Raw genomic sequence first — 16998 nt, 5'->3', positions numbered from 1 at the left:
CAGAATTTTCCAGGTCTGCGCCCTTTTAGACCAGCCAGCTGTAGCGGGCGGCATCCATGTTGGAGGTGATGACATCGCCATCGATGAGGTAGCCGGCGGCAACTGGGCGGCGGTCGATGGTTGCAAGAACCTCGTCAAGCTCGGGCTTGGGGAAGTAGGTGAAGTGGCCATCGGAAAGTGGTGCGAACACTGTATTGCTCCTTTGGTTCTTTGCTCGAGGGCAGTGCGTTTCTTTGTGGCCGCGAGGAAAACATGAGAACTTCCTCACGAACCGTGGTGTCGAGTATTGTTAACTGGTTTTGAAAAGTAAAGGAAAAGTAAGAGTGATGTTGCACACGTCTTTAGCTATAACTGTGCAGGCATAAGGGGCTGCTTCATTTTGGGTGTTCGAAGGAATCGTGTTCAATCCGGGGGATTGTCTACAATCTGGACTCATGGCTAACTCCTCCTTCGTGCACCTCCACAATCACACCGAGTACTCCATGCTCGACGGTATGGCGAAGATCGATTTGCTTGCCGACGAGGTTGCGCGACAGGGAATGCCTGCGGTCGGTGTCACCGACCACGGCAATATGTTTGGCTCGAATGCGTTCTATCGGCAGATGAAGTCCAAGGGCATCAAGCCAATCATCGGCATTGAGGCATATATGGCGCCGGAGAGCCGTTTTAATAAAAAGCGCATTCAGTGGGGTGAACCGCATCAGCGTCGAGACGATGTCTCGGGTCGTGGCTCCTACTTGCACCAGACCATGTTGGCTGCGAATGCGCAGGGCCTGCGGAACCTGTTCTACCTGTCGTCGATGGCATCGTATGAGGGACAAATTAGTAAGTACCCGCGTATGGATGCCGAGTTGGTGGCAGAACGCGCCGAGGGCATTATCGCGACCACTGGGTGTCCGTCGGGTGATGTGCAGACGCGTCTGCGTCTGGGGCAGTTCGACGAGGCTCTGCAGGCCGCCGGGATGTGGCAGGACATCTACGGCAAGGAAAACTACTTCCTTGAACTGATGGATCACGGGCTGGATATTGAGACCCGCGTGCGCAGTGAGCTACTGGAGATTGGCCGGAAGCTGAACCTGCCGCCACTGGTTACGAATGACTGCCACTACGTCACCCGTGACCAGGCCAAGGCTCACGAGGCCATGCTCTGTGTGCAGACGGGCAAGACGCTCAATGACCCGGACCGTTTTAAGTTCGACGGTGATGGCTACTTTATTAAGTCCGCCGAAGAAATGCGCGCGACCTGGGATCACCTAGTCCCGGGTGCCTGCGATAACACGCTGCTCATCGCAGAGCGCGTCGAGGACTACGACGAGCTGTGGGAGGAGCACCCGCACGATCGCATGCCGAAGGCGGACGTTCCGGAAGGGGAGACGCCGACGACATGGCTGCATCACAACGTGATGGAGGGGCTGCGCAAGCGCTTTGAAGGGCGCGAGGTACCGGAGGAGTACATCCGGCGCGCGGAGTACGAAATTGAGGTTATTGACGGTAAGGGCTACCCGTCGTACTTCCTTATCGTTGCGGAGTTGATTCGCCATGCCCGTGAGGTGGGCATCAAGGTCGGTCCGGGGCGTGGTTCCGCTGCCGGTTCCCTGGTTGCATACGCGACGTGGATTACCAATATCGACCCGATTGAGCACGGTCTTCTCTTCGAGCGATTCCTGAACCCAGAGCGTCCGTCCGCGCCGGATATCGATATCGACTTCGACGACCGCCGCCGCGATGAGATGATTCGCTACGCGGCAGATCGCTGGGGCGAAGACAAGGTGGCGCAGGTGGTCACCTTCGGTACGGTGAAGACCAAGCAGGCTCTGAAGGACTCGGCGCGTGTGCAGTTCGGTCAGCCGGGTTACCAGATTGCAGACCGCATTACTAAGGCGCTGCCACCTGCGATTATGGCTAAGGACATTCCGCTGAGCGGCATCGTCGACCCGGAGCACCCACGCTACGGCGAGGCCGCCGAGGTTCGTCAGCTTATTGAAACCGACCCGGATGTGGCTCGAATTTACGAGACAGCCCGTGGTCTCGAGGGCGTCGTTAGGCAGACCGGCGTGCACGCTTGTGCCGTGGTGATGGCGTCGGTGCCACTCTTGGATCACATCCCGATGTGGAAGCGACAGACTGACGGCGCGATTATCACTGGCTGGGACTATCCGGCGTGTGAGGCCATCGGTCTGTTGAAGATGGACTTCCTGGGTCTTCGAAACCTGACGGTTATCGGTGACTGTATTGAGCACATCAAGTCCAACCGAGGCGAGACAGTTCTGCTCGATGACCTTCAGACCGATGATCCAAAGGTCTATGAGCTCCTGTCACGCGGTGACACCCTCGGCGTGTTCCAGCTCGATGGTGGCGGAATGCGTGAGCTGCTCAAGCGCATGCAGCCAACGGGCTTCGACGACATCGTGGCATCGCTGGCGCTGTACCGTCCGGGGCCGATGGGTGTGAACGCGCACTTTGACTACGCGGATATTAAGAATGGTCGCAAGCCTTATAACGCCATCCACGCGGAACTGGATGAGCAGCTGAAAGAAATCCTGGAAGAAACACACGGCCTGATTGTGTACCAGGAGCAGATCATGAAGATCTCGCAGAAGCTGGCGAATTACACCGCGGGCCAAGCAGATGGTTTCCGTAAGGCCATGGGTAAGAAGAAGCCCGAGGTGCTGGCCAAGGAGTTCGTGAACTTCGAAGGCGGCATGTTGGAAAATGGTTTCTCTAAGGATGCTGTCCAGAAGCTGTGGGATATTATTCTGCCCTTCGCTTCGTACGCGTTTAACAAGTCTCACGCGGCGGGCTACGGCCTGGTGTCCTACTGGACCGCGTATCTGAAGGCCAACTACACCGCTGAGTACATGGCGGCGCTGTTGACCTCGGTGGCGGATGATAAGAACAAGCTGGCTATTTATCTGTCGGACTGTCGCCACCTTGGCATTAAGGTGCTGCCGCCGGATGTCAATGAGTCGGGTATGGACTTCGAGCCGGTCGGTGAGGATATTCGCTTCGGCCTTGGCGCTATCCGCAACGTCGGCCATGATGTGGTCGCGTCGATTGTGAAGACGCGCGAGGAGAAGGGCAAGTTCACGTCGTTCTCGGACTATCTGGACAAGATTGAGACGCTGCCGTGTAACAAGCGCATCACCGAGTCGCTGATTAAGGCCGGCGCTTTCGACTCGCTGGGGCACCCACGAAAGGGCCTTGCGCTCATTCACGAAGAAGCCATTGACTCGGTGCTGTCGACCAAGAAGGCTGCAGACAAGGGACAGTTCGACCTGTTTGCGGGCTTCGGTGGGGAAGAGGACACCGGATCGGAGAGCATCTTTGAAATCCGTGTGCCGGATGAAAAGTGGGATCGCAAGCACGAGCTGACCCTGGAACGAGAAATGCTGGGCCTCTATGTCTCCGGTCATCCACTCGATGGGTTCGAAGAATCGCTGGCCGCGCAGACCGATACCGCTTTGACCACGGTCGTCGGTGGGGAAGTCGCTAACAACACCGAAATCACTATTGGTGGCATTGTCTCTAGCGTTGACCGTCGCGTGAATAAGAACGGTCAGCCCTGGGCGATTATCGGTATTGAGGACCACAACGGCGCGCGCGTGGAAGTCATGGCTTTTGCGAGGACCTACGCGATGATTGCCACCAGCATTGCTGAAGACGCCATTGTGCTTATTCGTGCTCGCGTTCAGTACCGCGATGACCGCATGAGTGTGGTCTGTGATGACCTGAAGCTGCCGGATCTTGGCCGTAATGGCTCCACTTCGGCGCCGCTGCGTTTGACCATGCGCACTGATCAGTGCACTCCGGAGATGATTGCCAAGCTGAAGTCAGTACTGCTGGACAACCCAGGCGACTCCGACGTTTACCTCAAGCTTGTCGACGGCGATTCCCACACCACTTTGGTTCTCGGCGAGCACTTGCGGGTTGACCGGGACGCCAGCTTGATTGGTGATCTGAAGGCGACGATTGGGGCCAGCATTTTGGGGTAGCTTATCGTGGCCCTGATTGTCGCAACCGGTTGTATGACCGAGTAGAGTCATAGCTCATGAGTGAGAATTCTGTGCCTGCTTCCCAGACCGAACGCCGACTTGTTCACGCGGCCGATATTCAGATTGCGCAGGCACGAATTTCTTCGGTTATTGCGGCCACTCCGCTGCAGTTCAGCCCACGTCTTTCCGAAATCACCGGTGCAAAGGTATTCCTCAAGCGGGAAGACCTCCAGGACGTGCGCTCGTACAAGATTCGCGGTGCCTACAACGCCATGGTTCAGGTTACCGACGAAGAGCGAGCAGCAGGCGTCGTTGCGGCATCTGCAGGAAACCACGCTCAAGGCGTGGCATATGCCTGCCGCCAGCTGGGTATTAAGGGGCGCATCTATGTGCCCAATGCCACGCCGAAGCAGAAGCGCGACCGTATCGCTTACCACGGCCGCGATGCCGTTGAGATTGTCGTTGTCGGGGACTCCTTCGATGAGGCCGCCGCTGCGGCGCGTGCTGACGCACAGCGCACTGGTGCCACCATGGTGGAGCCATTCGACTCCTTCAACACCATCGTCGGACAAGGCACTGTCGCAGCTGAAATTATTGCGCAGCTCTCCGGTCAGGGGTTGACTCTGGATACCATCTGCGTACCGGTCGGTGGCGGTGGTCTGCTCAGCGGTGTCACCTCTTACCTGTCGGATATGTCGCCGAACACCCAGGTCATGGGTGTGGAACCTGCGGGTGCGGCCTGCATGCGCGCAGCCCTGGAGAACAATGGCCCGATTACGCTGGGGCACACCGATCCGTTCGTCGATGGCGCCGCGGTGGCCCGTTTCGGTGACCTGCCATGGCACATCCTGGAGGCCAACCGCAACCGCGTTCATCCGATGATTGCGCCGGAGGGCGCGGTCTGTGAGGCGCAGCTGGATCTCTATCAGAACGAAGGGATCATCGCTGAGCCGGCCGGTGCGCTGTCTGTGGCAGCTCTGGAGCAGATGCAGTTTGAACCGGACGAGGTTGTTGTCTGCATCATCTCGGGCGGTAATAACGACGTGCTGCGCTATGCCGAGATCATGGAGCGCTCGCTGGTCTACCGCGGCCTCAAGCACTACTTCCTGGTCAACTTCCCGCAGAAGCCCGGCCAGCTGCGTATGTTCCTCAGCGATGTTCTCGGCCCGGATGACGACATCTCGCAGTTCGAGTACCTCAAGCGCAACAACCGCGAAACTGGCGCGGCTCTTGTCGGTATTGAGCTACGTCGTGCCTCTGACCTCGAGGAATTGCTGGCACGCATGGATGCCTCGCCGCTGAAGTGCCGCCGACTGGTACCCGGCACACCAGAGTATGACTTTTTGACCTAGACTTGCTGGGTCCAGCTGGGAAACCTCCGAGGAAGTCCTCCCAGCTTCGTTAATTAAATGAATCTTTTCGAGCAAGCTTTGTAGCGAAGGGGAGCGTCCACCCACTATGACTGGGGCAAGCAGTGTCGACCAGGGTGTCCGAGTGGAAAATACCGTGATTGTCGAAATGTGGCTGGCTGCCGCAGAGCAGGACCTGGCCACCCGGATTCCGGGTCTGCTGGAATCCGCCACACAGGCCAAAGTTGAGCCACTGTTTGTCTGGTCAGGGCTGGCGATGGACGAGGTTGAGCGTATCGACCGCTTCCTGGGAACGCTCCTGGCCCATCATCTGGTGGGTGGTACTGCTGCCGATATTGAAGCTGCGAAGAGTGTCGTTGACAATCACCCGCTGGTCACCCTTGCCTCGCTGGTAGGACGCGCCGCGCGTGTTGCGTCGGCAAGCGAAATGTGGCTGGACTGGCCAGCCGCTCTGCAGCTGGATCCAGACGCTGACACTACCGGCGCGCTCATCGAGCACCTCGCCGCCGCAGTGCCGACAATGCTGGCCAATGCTGGTTTGCCTAACGACGTCGACAGCAGCCAGGCCGACGCGGATCCGCTGCAGCGGGCAGCGCAGGTGCTTCTTCTGCACGCGGGTGTGCAGCTATCAGTGATGCCACTGATTATCGAGCGCTGTGAGGAGCTTGCGGGCGTATCGGAGCTATCCGACCCTTCATCAAATGACCTGGTACAGGCGCTGTCGAAGGTTCATCCGCTGCTCGAGGAGCTGCTGACCGAAATCGCAGAGGCGGAAGATGGTGTCTACCCACTGGCGCTGCGTCAGTTGGCCAGGACGGCACCTCGTCAGGCGCACAAGTTGTTTAAGGCAACCCTCGGCTATGCCATTGCCACCGCCGCTGATCCGGCCAACTGGGAGGCTCGGGAAGAACTCGGCCAGCTCGATGCGGGGCTGCCGCCTATTCTGGTGGCCGCTGCGCGTGAAGAGCTGCGTATGCGTCCGGCGGGTACTGCGAATCGTCGTGAAGCCGTGGGCGTGGTGGCAACGACCGGCCGCCCGCAGCTGTACTTCGATGAGCTGACGCAGACCGTTGGCGTACAGCTACCGACGCCGCTGGATCCGGCGGGACGGACCTGGCGTGTCACCTTCGGCGGCACGGTAGCAACGACGCCGGTGGTGGGCCTGCAGGATTCGCTGCCGCGTCCAGTGGTGACCATCGATGAGCCGGTGCGCGATGTGCTGGTGGAAATCGGCGATGAGAAGCACTGGCGAGTCCCCGCGATTAGCACTGAGGACCCGATTCTCATTTTCGGTGCCGACGGTCAGTCAGTCACAGACAAGGTCTCGCTACACTCGACGTCCGCTACGGTGGTCTACCCGGTTGATGCCACACTCGTTGACCCCGTCACAGGCGCTGAGGTGCCATTGCTATCGGACCCGCGCCCATTTAACTGGGAGCTGTGGCAAGTCGCTGAGATCGACCTTCGCGATGTTCATGCAGTTCAGGTTCGTCGGTCCGGGGCGGCTGGCGAGGTTCGCTCGGCATCACCGCAGCGGCAACCGCGAATGACCATGCCCCACGCACGTCTCGACGGCACGGTGTCTGCCTACGGCACCCCGGTTTACGCCGGTGGGCCGGTCGCTGTGTTCCCGCCGACGCTGTCCGGTAAGGACGAGTCCTGGCGCGCCATTGTCACCGATTTTGGTGGCTATGGTGCGTTTACCACGGATTCCGTCATGGTCTATGACCTCGAGGTGCCCGCCGCGGGTGGCGAGGTTGAGATCCTTACCGATGATGATTATCCGTGGGTCGGCGAGTTCGTGGTTCGCCTGGTCAATCCGCGTGGCCGCAGCTTCCAGAAGCACTTCGCCATTGCCGAGCAGGCAGACCTCACGATTACTTACAGCGGTGGTGGCGACGGCTTCCGCATCCCAACCATCGACGGGCTGAGCCCCGCCGACATCCGCGTTGTCTCGGGTGACAAGCCGCTTGACGCCGAGCCCGCTATCGTACGCCTCGGGGCGGACGAAGTCACAGGTACCGTCGAGCTTTCCACCGAAGAAGGCGCATGGCTGCAGTTGCAGGTCACGCCAGGCACGCTGCAGTTTGAGGTTCCGCTTGCCGACGAATCCGTCGCCCGCCGCACCACTACATTGGTCACCCGCCCGAAGCGTGTCGATGCCTTCGGCAAGATTGTCGTCAATGCCCCGGGCGAGTTGCGCCATGCGCATGTTGCAGTTTCCAGCGGTGAGCGCGACATCTGTCGTGTCCCCATCAAGCGTTTCGGCGATACTGGCTACGCGGAGTTCGGCAAGTTTGCCGACCGTATCTCCCTGCTGAAGGCCCTGCGCATCAGTTTGGACTGGACACGTGTGACGGGACGGAAGCGCCTGTCTGTACCACTGGTGGAGGCTTCCTCCCGCGATGCCATCCGCCAGATTGCCTTCAACGATGAAGCCACTGACATCATCGAGGTTGATGTCGCTGACGACGTTTCGCACTTGCCGATGACCCTGTGGCTCTGGGCCGCCGGTCAGCCGTGGCGCGAACCCGTCGCCCTGGAAGTCGTAGAGGGCGAATGCGAGCTTCCCGCCGAACTCCGCGGCCTTGGCCCATTTGTCGCGCAGGTGACTCTCGGTGTGGAAAAGGAACGCCACCCGCAGTGGCCGGCGGCCGGGTCGACCATTCTGAATCATGTCGATGATGCAGAGGCTATCGACCTCGATGGCGAGGACACCGATCCCGTTGCTCGCGCGCAGGAACTGTGGGGCGAGCTAAATCAGGATCAGCTCGCACGTTTGTGGACACTACTGGCGACCTTGCGGGCTGGTCGTGCAACCGACATGGTGCAGGCGAATCCGCTGCTGGCCGCACCTAGGTTGGGTGCGATCTTGTGTGCCGAACCACGCGCCGGTCTGGCAGCGTTGAACCGTTCAGTCATCGCGCTCGACGATCAGCCGGGTATGTTTATCGCCTCCGGACTCGTGCTGGGAGACTTCAGCGCTACTAAGCCAGTGCCGGGGCGTCGCCGTGTGCCGTGGCTCGGTGCATTGGCAGCATTGGCGGATCTCACTGATGAGAGCGTGGACCGTTCTCGTCAGCTGGATTACCTGCGCACAACTGGTGGCCAGGGACTGCTGGACATTGCTGCCAGCGGCCAGGACACCACTCTGGAGTCCGCTACTATCGACCAGAGCTCGGTGCAGATTACCTCGCTGCCTGAAGCACAGGCCAGCGCTATTTTGTCACAGGTCTTTGATCCTTACCGCATGGTCCCGGGTCCGCTGACCGACGATGACGCTCGTTTCACGGCAATCTATGAAGTGGTACGCAATCGTGCTGAGATTGTGGAATCCGGTGTCATGACCCAGCTTGCCGCCGCCTCTCGGGTGTTGTTTAAGACGGTGTCGAAGGCGTCTCCACGACTGCGCAAGGCGGTCAATGTGCGCTTCCACAAGCTCGACGGCATCGATGCGGATGATCCTTCGCTGCACTGGACTCTGGTGCCGGGAACGTCACTGCTTATTGCAGTGGCTGCCCGCGTATTGGCTCGTACTCAGGCTGAGAACTCTGATGCCAGTGTCGCCGTTGTCCGTGAGCTGATTCCGATGTGGGCTCAGCTGGCGGACCTGGTTCCGACGTTGGTGATGAGCGATATTCTCATCGCAGACGCGTTGGTGGCTCACGTCCTCCACGGTGACGTTACCGAGTTGCCGTGGCCAGCACCCGAGTTGGGTGCGGCGGATGAGGAAGAGTCCGACACCGAGGCTGAAAGTCCGGCTGACTAGCTGAGCGAGACGACAGCGTAGCCCCACGCTGGAAGCGAGATTTCGGGACCGGCAGCTTCGTCATTGACGATGCTGGCTGCTGCGTCTTCAAAAGTGTGTAGCAGGTGGGCGGAACCGAACTCGGAATCCAGGCTGACGCTGGTTTCGGCGTCGGAGAAATTCGCAACCAAAGCGACAGTTTCAAAGGCATCCGAGTTTCGGGCACCCATTTCGCGCTCATCCTGGCTGCGCACAACGACGAGGCAACGATTGTCCTCGTCATACTCAGTCACCACAGATGCCGACCAGGGAGTGCGAAGCGACGGGTGGGACTTCCGCAGCGCGAAGAGATCGCGGTAGGCCGCCAGAATAGTGGCGTGCGAGTCCTCCGAGACCTCCTGCCAATTGAGCTTCGAGTGGTGGAAGGTCTCTGGATCCGATGGGTCGGATACCTCCTTCGGATCCCACCCGGCACGGGCAAACTCACGTAGGCGTCCCTCGCGCGTGAGCCGCTGCAGCTCCGGATCTTCATGGGAACAGAAGAAAGCAAACGGGGTAGAGGCGCCCCATTCCTCACCTTGGAAGAGCATCGGGGTGAAAGGACTGCAGGCGATAACTGCTGCCTTTAAAACCTGCTGCGCCGGGGTGAGGTTCATCGACGGACGGTCACCGACAGCGCGGTTACCCGTTTGATCATGTGTGGTCGTGTACGTTACGAAAGCATGCATGGGCTGTACAGACAGGTCGAAGAGACGACCATGAGTGCGACCACGGAACGTCGACATTGTGCCCGTATGCCAGAAGCCAGTTTCCAAAGCACTAGCTAGCGCTTCCACCGACCCAAAGTCTGAGTAGTAGGCGTGGTCCTCGCCAGATACTAGCGTGTGCAGTGCATGGTGGACGTCATCATCCCACTGAGCGTTGAGGCCAAAGCCGCCGGCAGCGCGCGGGCGGACCAAACGCGGATCATTCTGGTCGGACTCTGCAATCAAAGAACGCGGAATACCAGTCTCGGCTGCGACAGTGTCTGCGACAACCTGCATCTGCTCCAGAATGTGGAATGCCCCCTCGTCATGCAGGGCATGGACTGCGTCCAGACGAAGACCGTCGACGTGGTAATCCACCAGCCATTGGCGCACTGCATCCAAAATATACGCACGCACCTCATCAGAGTTGTCGCCAGTGAGATTGACAACCTCACCCCAACCCGTCGAGCCACCAGCGGTGTAGGGGCCGAAAAATCCCACATAGTTGCCGTCTGGACCAAAGTGGTTAAAGACCACATCCAAGATGACAGCCAAACCCTTTCGGTGGCACGTATCAATCAGCTTCTGTAGACCCCGCGGGCCACCGTAGCCCTCGTGCACGCTGTGCCAGGACACACCGTCATAGCCCCAATTACGGTCACCACCGAAAGGCTGCACTGGCATCAGCTCAATATGTGTTACCCCCAGCTCAATCAGATGGTCTAGATGTTCCACCAAACCTTCGAAATCACCAGAATCGCTGAAGGTGCCCACATGCAGCTCATAAATCAGACCTCCTGGCAGAATCCGGCCCGACCAGGCCGAGTCCTTCCACTTATAGGCACCCAGGTCAACGACCTCGGAGAAACCATGCGGACCATCCGGCTGCGACTGGGAACGCGGATCTGGCAGCGGTATTGTCCAGTCACCGACAGCGGGGGAGGAGTGGTCCCCCGATTCGTCGTCAGGCGCGCCGTATCCCGCATGTGCCCGCAGCGAAAATGCGTAGCGATCCCCCGGTGTGCGAGCCACATCAGCTTCAAACCAACCAGAGTTGGCGCCGTAGTCATCGGTCGCGTCAGCGATGGGATGCATATCCAAAATCGCTGGCGCGTCAGGATTGCCCAACAGCAGACGGACTTCGGAAGCGTACGGGGCCCAGACTCGGTAGTTGCTCATGGGCACCATGGTAGGTCAGTCAGCGGATGGGCACAGGGAAACGTTTTCGAACACCGCGGATTCGAGGGGAGTCAAAGGTGAGGTCGAGAAAAGTACCGAGCGGCGGTGATTGGGTGTGCACTAAGCCCATAGGCAACAATGGACACTATGACCACCGAGCCATCCACTTCGACCGAAGCGACGCAGAATCAGCGTGACATCGAGCTGATTGTCCCCGCCGACGGTGACATCGTCACGAATGAAATCGAGATTAAGAAATCTCGCTTCATTACGTGGATCGCGCGTGCCGACGACGAAGACAGCGCCCGAGAGGTCATCAATTTGGCCAAGGCGGAGTACCCGGATGCTCGCCACCACTGCAGCGCATACATTCATGAGGTCGTCGGAGGGAATCGGGTGGAGCGATCCTCAGATGACGGTGAACCTGGTGGCACGGCAGGGCGCCCGATGCTCGATGTGCTCCAGGGCTCTGGAATGACGAATGTCACCGCCGTAGTGATCCGCTATTTTGGCGGCATCAAATTAGGCACGGGTGGGCTTGTGAGGGCCTATTCGGATTCGGTCTTAGAGTGTCTAGAAAAAGTCACGCGCATGCGACGCGTGCAAAGAGCCTTGAGGGTAGTGAGTGTCTCCGCCGCAGATGCCGGTCGCATCGAAGCGGAATTGCGTGCTCGTGGTTATGAGATCGTGGAAACGCGGTGGGGCCAGAACGTGGAGTTTTCCATCGCGGTGACTGCCGATGGGATTGCCCAGCTTGACGGCGAAATGCAGGCGCTGACTAAGGGAGCTAGCGAGCCGTCTACGGACGGTGGCGAAATCTGGTGGGAGCTGCGCGCTTAACAGCCACTAACCCTGGTTCGGGGATTCCTCGCCGTTGTGTGCGCCGCGATGGCGCTTGAGAATTTCCACCAGCTCGTCCTTATTTTCCGCAATCTTTTCTGGCCGACCGAAGACGCAGACTGCCGCGACAGTAGCACCGTCTTCCTCCACTGCGATAGAGACACCGTCAACGCCACCGCCTTCGGCAATACCCGGGGCAGCACAGACGCCGGTCTCTGCGATTTCCCCGGCCTGGCGGAGGAAATCATCCACATAGACCTGGTCTTCCGGCCGCGCGGAGTTCAGGTAGGACCACAGTTCGCGCTTTTCAAACCGACTCATCAAAACCCAACCTGCAGAGGTGCGCAACAGCGAGCGCGGCAGGAAGTTCTCCGTCAGGTACTGGTAGCGCATGGATTCACCGACGGTTTTGAGGTAGAAAAGCTTGCCACCAACCGGCAGTGCCAGCACGGTAATCAAGCCAGTTTCGTTGTGAATCGCCTCGAGCTCAGCCGTCGGAACGTTGACCATGCGACGACCGGCCATGACATTGAGCAGAAACGGCGCCATGCCGAGCGTGTAACGCTTGTTGGACTCGTCAAGGTAACCTGTCACAGTCAGACCGTTGACAAGGCCCTGCGTGGTACTGAGCGGATAGTTCAGCGTGTGGGCGATGTCAGTGAGGGTTAGACCTTCGTTAGAGCGCGCAACGAGTTCGAGGATCGCCGCAACGCGGTCGACCATGCGGTGGCGGGGGCGGACAGTTTCTGTCATAGGACTAACACTAGCAATTAACCTACGCCATTGTGTTAATTACCTACCCAAATAGGAATATCTAGCAGGTTTGCTATAGCTGTAGAAATTTTTCCCGAATTGTACGCCCTATCGACCTATGCGATGCGTCAGGGCGACCAGAACGCTCTAATATGTACTCCATGAGCTAGCTTCAGCCCCAACCTCAGAACCCCATTGAGCTCCGCAAGAACGCGGTGCGAAAGTACTCCCGCAATGCCGTTGTATGGGCAGGCAGTGGTGTCGTCGGCGGTGCAGTGCTCGGACTTCTAGCCGGAAGCATGTCTCTATTCCTCATCCTGGCAGTAGTCGGCCTGGTCGGTGGTTTTCTCAATTGGCAAAAGGTTCAGCGGATTGTGAACTACAAGGATCCGCAGTAAATGCCTGCTCAGCAGCAATTGTCTACCGAGCCAGTGCGTATTGATGCCTGGATTTGGGCGGTCAGGTTGCTGAAAACTCGCTCATTGGCCGCAGATGCGTGCCGTGGCGGCCACGTCAAAGTCAACGGCGAAGCCGTGAAACCCTCAGTTCTAGTCGTCCCAGGGGACAGAGTGCGACTGTGGGCAAACCACCGCGAACACATTGTTGAGGTCACCAAGACGGTGAAGAAGCGGGTCGGAGCTCCGGTGGCCAGGCAGTGCTATATCGACCACTCTCCGCCACCGCCTCCGAGGGAGATTCTCGCATCGATGCCGATGCGCGATCGCGGTGCCGGGCGGCCTACGAAGCGCGATCGCCGTCAGCTCGATCGTCTTCGGGGACGTCGCTCATAGGCATCCCGGCCTCCGCTAGTTGCTGCAACCGTGCGCGCAAACGGGCTGGTCGACGCTTCGGGTTATGGCTGGTATCTGCAGTGGCCTTGATGTGCTTTTCACCGCGAGCCGCTAGTAGTAGGTCATCGATAACACGCACATGGCCTGGGTTAAAGCGGTACTTCATGGCCTTGCTTACCGCACTGAGGCGCTGTGGATTAAGTAGCTCTCGCAGCTGCCCGACAGTGCGAATGCCATTGCGCTCCAGCAGTTCTTCTGCCCAGCCGTAATGCTCTGATTTCGAGCGGGGTGCATCGGGAAGCAACATCGTCAGCACTCCGGGTAGGGTTTCCTCAGTCACCACAATGTCATCGGCTGTGGTCTTTGCCGGAACTGAGGGCTGTTCGCCCTCTCCTTGCGCGGAATCGTCTGGCGTAGATTCCTCCAGCACGGCAACGACTTGGTCGAACTGCTGATCCGCGAGCTCAATAAGGCCAGCGGCCAGCGCAAAAGCTCTATCAATCCGCGGGTCTGTCGCTCCCTCAGGGGCCTTGTAACGAATATCGTGCTCAAATTCCGCCCACGCATGCTGCAGCACAGTGCGCAGTTGCACCTCAAACTGCATATCCGCATATGGAGCTAGCTCTGACGGCGCCGCCGTCGACACCTTGCAGATCAAGTGCTGGGAGCCGTATCCCAACCGGCCGCTGATTCGTGTCTCCGCGGTCTTGTCGATCGTGCGCAGCACAGTCAGCGAATCTCCCAGCGCATCCATAATCGCGGGAATCTCCGTCGAATGGTACGTGGTTACACGCACGCCGATGATGTCGTGGATATCGTGCCACGGGTCAGGGTAGACGTAGCTGCCGTCCGCTTCACGACGCAGGGCCTTCTGCCGCAATGAGCGGAAAGACTTCACCCGCGCCGTGACATTGTCAAAGGCCAAACCGGCATCGGAGAGAATCTCTTTAATCGCATCGACAAAGTCCTGTGCGGCAGTGGGGTGCCGAGTTGCCCACGAGTCGTACTTCGACTGCAGCGCACGTGTAACCTCTCGATCCTCCGCCAACTGAGCCTTGCGGGTCTGCTCGCGGGAATCGTCGGCAAGCGAATCCTTCATCCGATTAGTCGTCATCGTCCTCGCGTACCAGCAGTGCTACTGGGAAGGAGCTGAACAGAGAAGCCACGGCGATGGTGCCCGACCAGGTATGGCCGGTGAAACGGTCGGTCCAAAACCCCTTGGGAAGTGTCACTGTAGTGTCGCCCCAACCGCCTTCGCGCTGCAGCCCCAGCGGACGGCGCGTCACCAGCGCGATAACATCTTCCGGCTCGCCCTTCGGTCCACGCGCCGCGCCGACCAGATGACGCTCGCCCACACCAACGGCGAATACTGGCTGGTAGGCACCGCCGACGAAGGACTCCGGGCGCTCCGCACGTAGCTTCACGCCGTGGTGAGTCACCATCAGCTTTGCGACGTCCGCATCGGCATCCGTAAAGTCCTCCGGCAGCTCAGCTGGGTGCTCTGGACTCTTAGTCACCGACGTGACCTCATCGCGGGCAACCTTATCCAGCGCCGCGACGCGCGCATCGTAGTCGACGAAGCGGCGGTTGTCGGGATCAACCAGGGAGTCCTCGGTGAACTCCGTCCCCTGGTAGGTATCGGGGATGCCGGGGCCGACAAGCTGGAGGAGCTTGCGCGACAGAGACGTGGTCAGGGCAGCTGGCGCAATGGAGCGGACGAACTCTGTGATGGAGTCGGTCAGGGGGCCGTCGAGAAGCGCGTCAATCCAGCTGCGGATGCCGAGTTCGAACTCCTCGACCGGCTCCGTCCAGGAGGTGTGCACATCTGCCTCGCGGATAGCCTTGATGGCGTAGTCGTGGAGGCGTTCGCGCAGTTCATCGGTAATTACGCCGTCGGTCGGCCAGACTCCGATGATGTTCTGCAGCAGGAAGTAGCCGGTGGCATCGTCCGGGGCGGGGGTGATGGCCATCCAGTTGCGAACATTTTCAGCCCAGTCGCCGGAGACATCGGAGAGCTGGAGAATGCGGGCTCGGACATCTTCGCCGCGCTTGGTGTCGTGCGTGGACAGCGTGGTCATGGTTCGTGGCCAGAGGCGAGCACGTTCCGACTGCAACAGGTGGAATTCCGCTGCCGACATACCGTAGCGACCGAGATCACCGCCGACTTCGTTTAGGCTGATCAGGCGACAGGCGCGGTAGAAGGTGGTGTCTTCGACACCCTTTGCCATGACCGCACCACAGACCTGCGCGAACCGCGTGGCGGCCTCACCACCGGCTACCAAACCTGCCGAAATGAGGTCGAGAGCAAAGACGCGCGAGGGGAAACGCGCTGCCATTTCGCCAATGACCGTGGAAGCCACTCGCGACAGGGAGACATAGTCCGAACGGTAGACAGGCATGGCAGCGACCAGCTTGCAGATGGTGTCGATAAGTACCTCATCGCTGACGCTGGTACCGCTGATAGACCAGTTATCGCGGCGCAGGGCACGCGCTAGACGACGGACCTCCGCAGCCAGCTCGTGAGCAGCGACATCGTGCTTGAGAGCCTGTGCGGTTGCCTGCACGGCAGTCTTGTCCCAGGTTGAGCCGGACTGCTGCAGAGCCAACATGCTCATGGCGTCTCGGGAGTCGCGGTTGACGAAGACATTGTCGAACTCACGCAGGGCGTCGTAACCCGTGGTGCCGTCAACCTGGAGCCTTGGATCCAGTGGCTCTTCGGCACCCAGAATCTTCTCGATAACCAGCCACTTGTCATCGCCGAGTAGACGGCGCAGCTCACTGAGGTATCCGAATGGGTTGCTGAGGCCATCCGGGTGGTCAATGCGGACACCGTCAATGATGTCCGCAGCTAGCAGCTCGCGGATGATGCGGTGTGTGTGCTCGAATACCACCGGGTTTTCCTGGCGGATGCCGGCCAGACCGTTGACGCTGAAGAATCGACGGTAGCCAATGACCCCGTCCTTCCAGTACATCAGGCGATAGGCCTGGCGATCATGTACTTCCTGCGGGGTGCCGTCCTCGGTGCCAGGGCGCACCGGGAATGTGTTGTCGTAGTAGCGCAGAAGTGGCTCGTCGCCAGAGGTGTCGAGCTCCAGCTTGTCGATATCTTCCGGGGAGCCCAGAATCGGCAACCCCATCTTGCCGTTGGCACCGTTGTCCTCGTGCCAGTCGATGTCGAAGTAGGGCTCGAACTGAGAATCCTTGCCATAGGTCAGAACGTCCCACCACCAGGCATTGAGCTTGGGCTCCTCCACACCGAGGTGGTTCGGTACCAGGTCGATAATGATGCCCAGACCGGCCTTGTGCGCCACCTGCGCGAGCTTCTGCAGCTCTTCCATGCCGCCGAGCTCCGGGTTCACAGTCGTCGGATCGATGACATCGTAGCCATGGTTCGACTCCGGTACGGAAGTGAGGATAGGCGACAGATACAGGTGTGAAATTCCGAGGTCTGCCAAGTAGCCGACCTGTTCAGCCGCGTCAGCGAACGTGAAAGCGCGCCCGTTTGGATCGGCCTTGGGGCCACGGAGTTGGAGACGGTAGGTGGACGTAATTGGTCGGCGACTCATGTTCCCCTTTATA

At 59.4% G+C, this 16998-nt stretch carries 9 protein-coding genes and 1 pseudogene; 6 read left to right on the top strand and 4 right to left on the bottom strand.

The features are described 5' to 3' along the window. The first annotated feature begins 434 nt into the window (after positions 1-434). From EGX79_07230 to EGX79_07220, 3 genes are all read left to right on the top strand, one after another. On the top strand, positions 435-3992 hold the full coding sequence (locus EGX79_07230; GenBank protein AYX81991.1) for a DNA polymerase III subunit alpha: 3558 nt from the start codon (positions 435-437) through the stop codon (positions 3990-3992). 56 nt (positions 3993-4048) lie between these two features. After that, positions 4049-5344 carry a threonine dehydratase gene (gene ilvA / locus EGX79_07225; GenBank protein AYX81990.1) on the top strand — a complete coding sequence of 432 codons (1296 nt, stop codon included), beginning with the start codon at positions 4049-4051 and terminating at the stop codon, positions 5342-5344. 106 nt (positions 5345-5450) lie between these two features. Then, positions 5451-9131: a hypothetical protein gene (locus tag EGX79_07220; GenBank protein ID AYX81989.1), complete on the top strand. Its 3681-nt coding sequence runs from the start codon at positions 5451-5453 to the stop codon at positions 9129-9131. Here the strand turns inward: EGX79_07220 and treZ are convergent. Next, positions 9128-11044 carry a malto-oligosyltrehalose trehalohydrolase gene (gene treZ / locus EGX79_07215; GenBank protein AYX81988.1) on the bottom strand — a complete coding sequence of 639 codons (1917 nt, stop codon included), beginning with the start codon at positions 11042-11044 and terminating at the stop codon, positions 9128-9130. The two genes, EGX79_07220 and treZ, sit on opposite strands and share 4 nt — an antisense overlap. Positions 11045-11233: 189 nt before the next feature. Between treZ and EGX79_07210 the strand changes: the two genes are divergently transcribed. Further along, a complete protein-coding gene (locus EGX79_07210) occupies positions 11234-11875 on the top strand; it encodes a YigZ family protein (protein AYX82763.1) in 642 nt (213 codons plus the stop codon). A gap of 6 nt (positions 11876-11881) precedes the next feature. On the opposite strand, the gene EGX79_07205 is transcribed toward EGX79_07210, so the two are convergent. Further along, positions 11882-12628: an IclR family transcriptional regulator gene (locus EGX79_07205; GenBank protein ID AYX81987.1), complete on the bottom strand. Its 747-nt coding sequence runs from the start codon at positions 12626-12628 to the stop codon at positions 11882-11884. A 152-nt stretch (positions 12629-12780) separates the two neighbouring features. Between EGX79_07205 and EGX79_07200 the strand changes: the two are divergent. Next, a pseudogene (locus tag EGX79_07200) lies at positions 12781-13026 on the top strand (hypothetical protein). Further along, a complete protein-coding gene (locus tag EGX79_07195; GenBank protein AYX81986.1) occupies positions 13027-13419 on the top strand; it encodes an RNA-binding S4 domain-containing protein in 393 nt (130 codons plus the stop codon). Here the strand turns inward: EGX79_07195 and EGX79_07190 are convergent. Next, positions 13367-14533: a GTP pyrophosphokinase family protein gene (locus EGX79_07190; GenBank protein ID AYX81985.1), complete on the bottom strand. Its 1167-nt coding sequence runs from the start codon at positions 14531-14533 to the stop codon at positions 13367-13369. The genes EGX79_07195 and EGX79_07190 overlap by 53 nt on opposite strands. Beyond that, positions 14523-16985, bottom strand: a complete 2463-nt coding sequence (gene treY, locus EGX79_07185) for a malto-oligosyltrehalose synthase (GenBank protein ID AYX81984.1) — start codon at positions 16983-16985, stop codon at positions 14523-14525. Before treY ends, EGX79_07190 begins: the two co-directional genes overlap by 11 nt. Positions 16986-16998: the final 13 nt, after the last annotated feature.

The sequence above is a fragment of the Corynebacterium jeikeium genome, from assembly GCA_003955985.1.
Lineage (GTDB): Bacteria > Actinomycetota > Actinomycetes > Mycobacteriales > Mycobacteriaceae > Corynebacterium > Corynebacterium jeikeium_D.
Note: the sequence above shows the minus strand (reverse complement) of the source record. Positions and strands in the feature narration are given on the sequence as shown.

Excerpts from the sequence above, each read along its gene's own strand:
- treZ (AYX81988.1), bottom strand. The coding sequence starts at position 11,044 with ATGGTGCCCATGAGCAACTACCGAGTCTGGGCCCCGTACGCTTCCGAA.
- EGX79_07230 (AYX81991.1), top strand. The coding sequence starts at position 435 with ATGGCTAACTCCTCCTTCGTGCACCTCCACAATCACACCGAGTACTCC.
- EGX79_07190 (AYX81985.1), bottom strand. The coding sequence starts at position 14,533 with ATGACGACTAATCGGATGAAGGATTCGCTTGCCGACGATTCCCGCGAG.
- EGX79_07205 (AYX81987.1), bottom strand. The coding sequence starts at position 12,628 with ATGACAGAAACTGTCCGCCCCCGCCACCGCATGGTCGACCGCGTTGCG.
- EGX79_07220 (AYX81989.1), top strand. The coding sequence starts at position 5,451 with ATGACTGGGGCAAGCAGTGTCGACCAGGGTGTCCGAGTGGAAAATACC.
- EGX79_07195 (AYX81986.1), top strand. The coding sequence starts at position 13,027 with ATGCCTGCTCAGCAGCAATTGTCTACCGAGCCAGTGCGTATTGATGCC.
- treY (AYX81984.1), bottom strand. The coding sequence starts at position 16,985 with ATGAGTCGCCGACCAATTACGTCCACCTACCGTCTCCAACTCCGTGGC.
- ilvA (AYX81990.1), top strand. The coding sequence starts at position 4,049 with ATGAGTGAGAATTCTGTGCCTGCTTCCCAGACCGAACGCCGACTTGTT.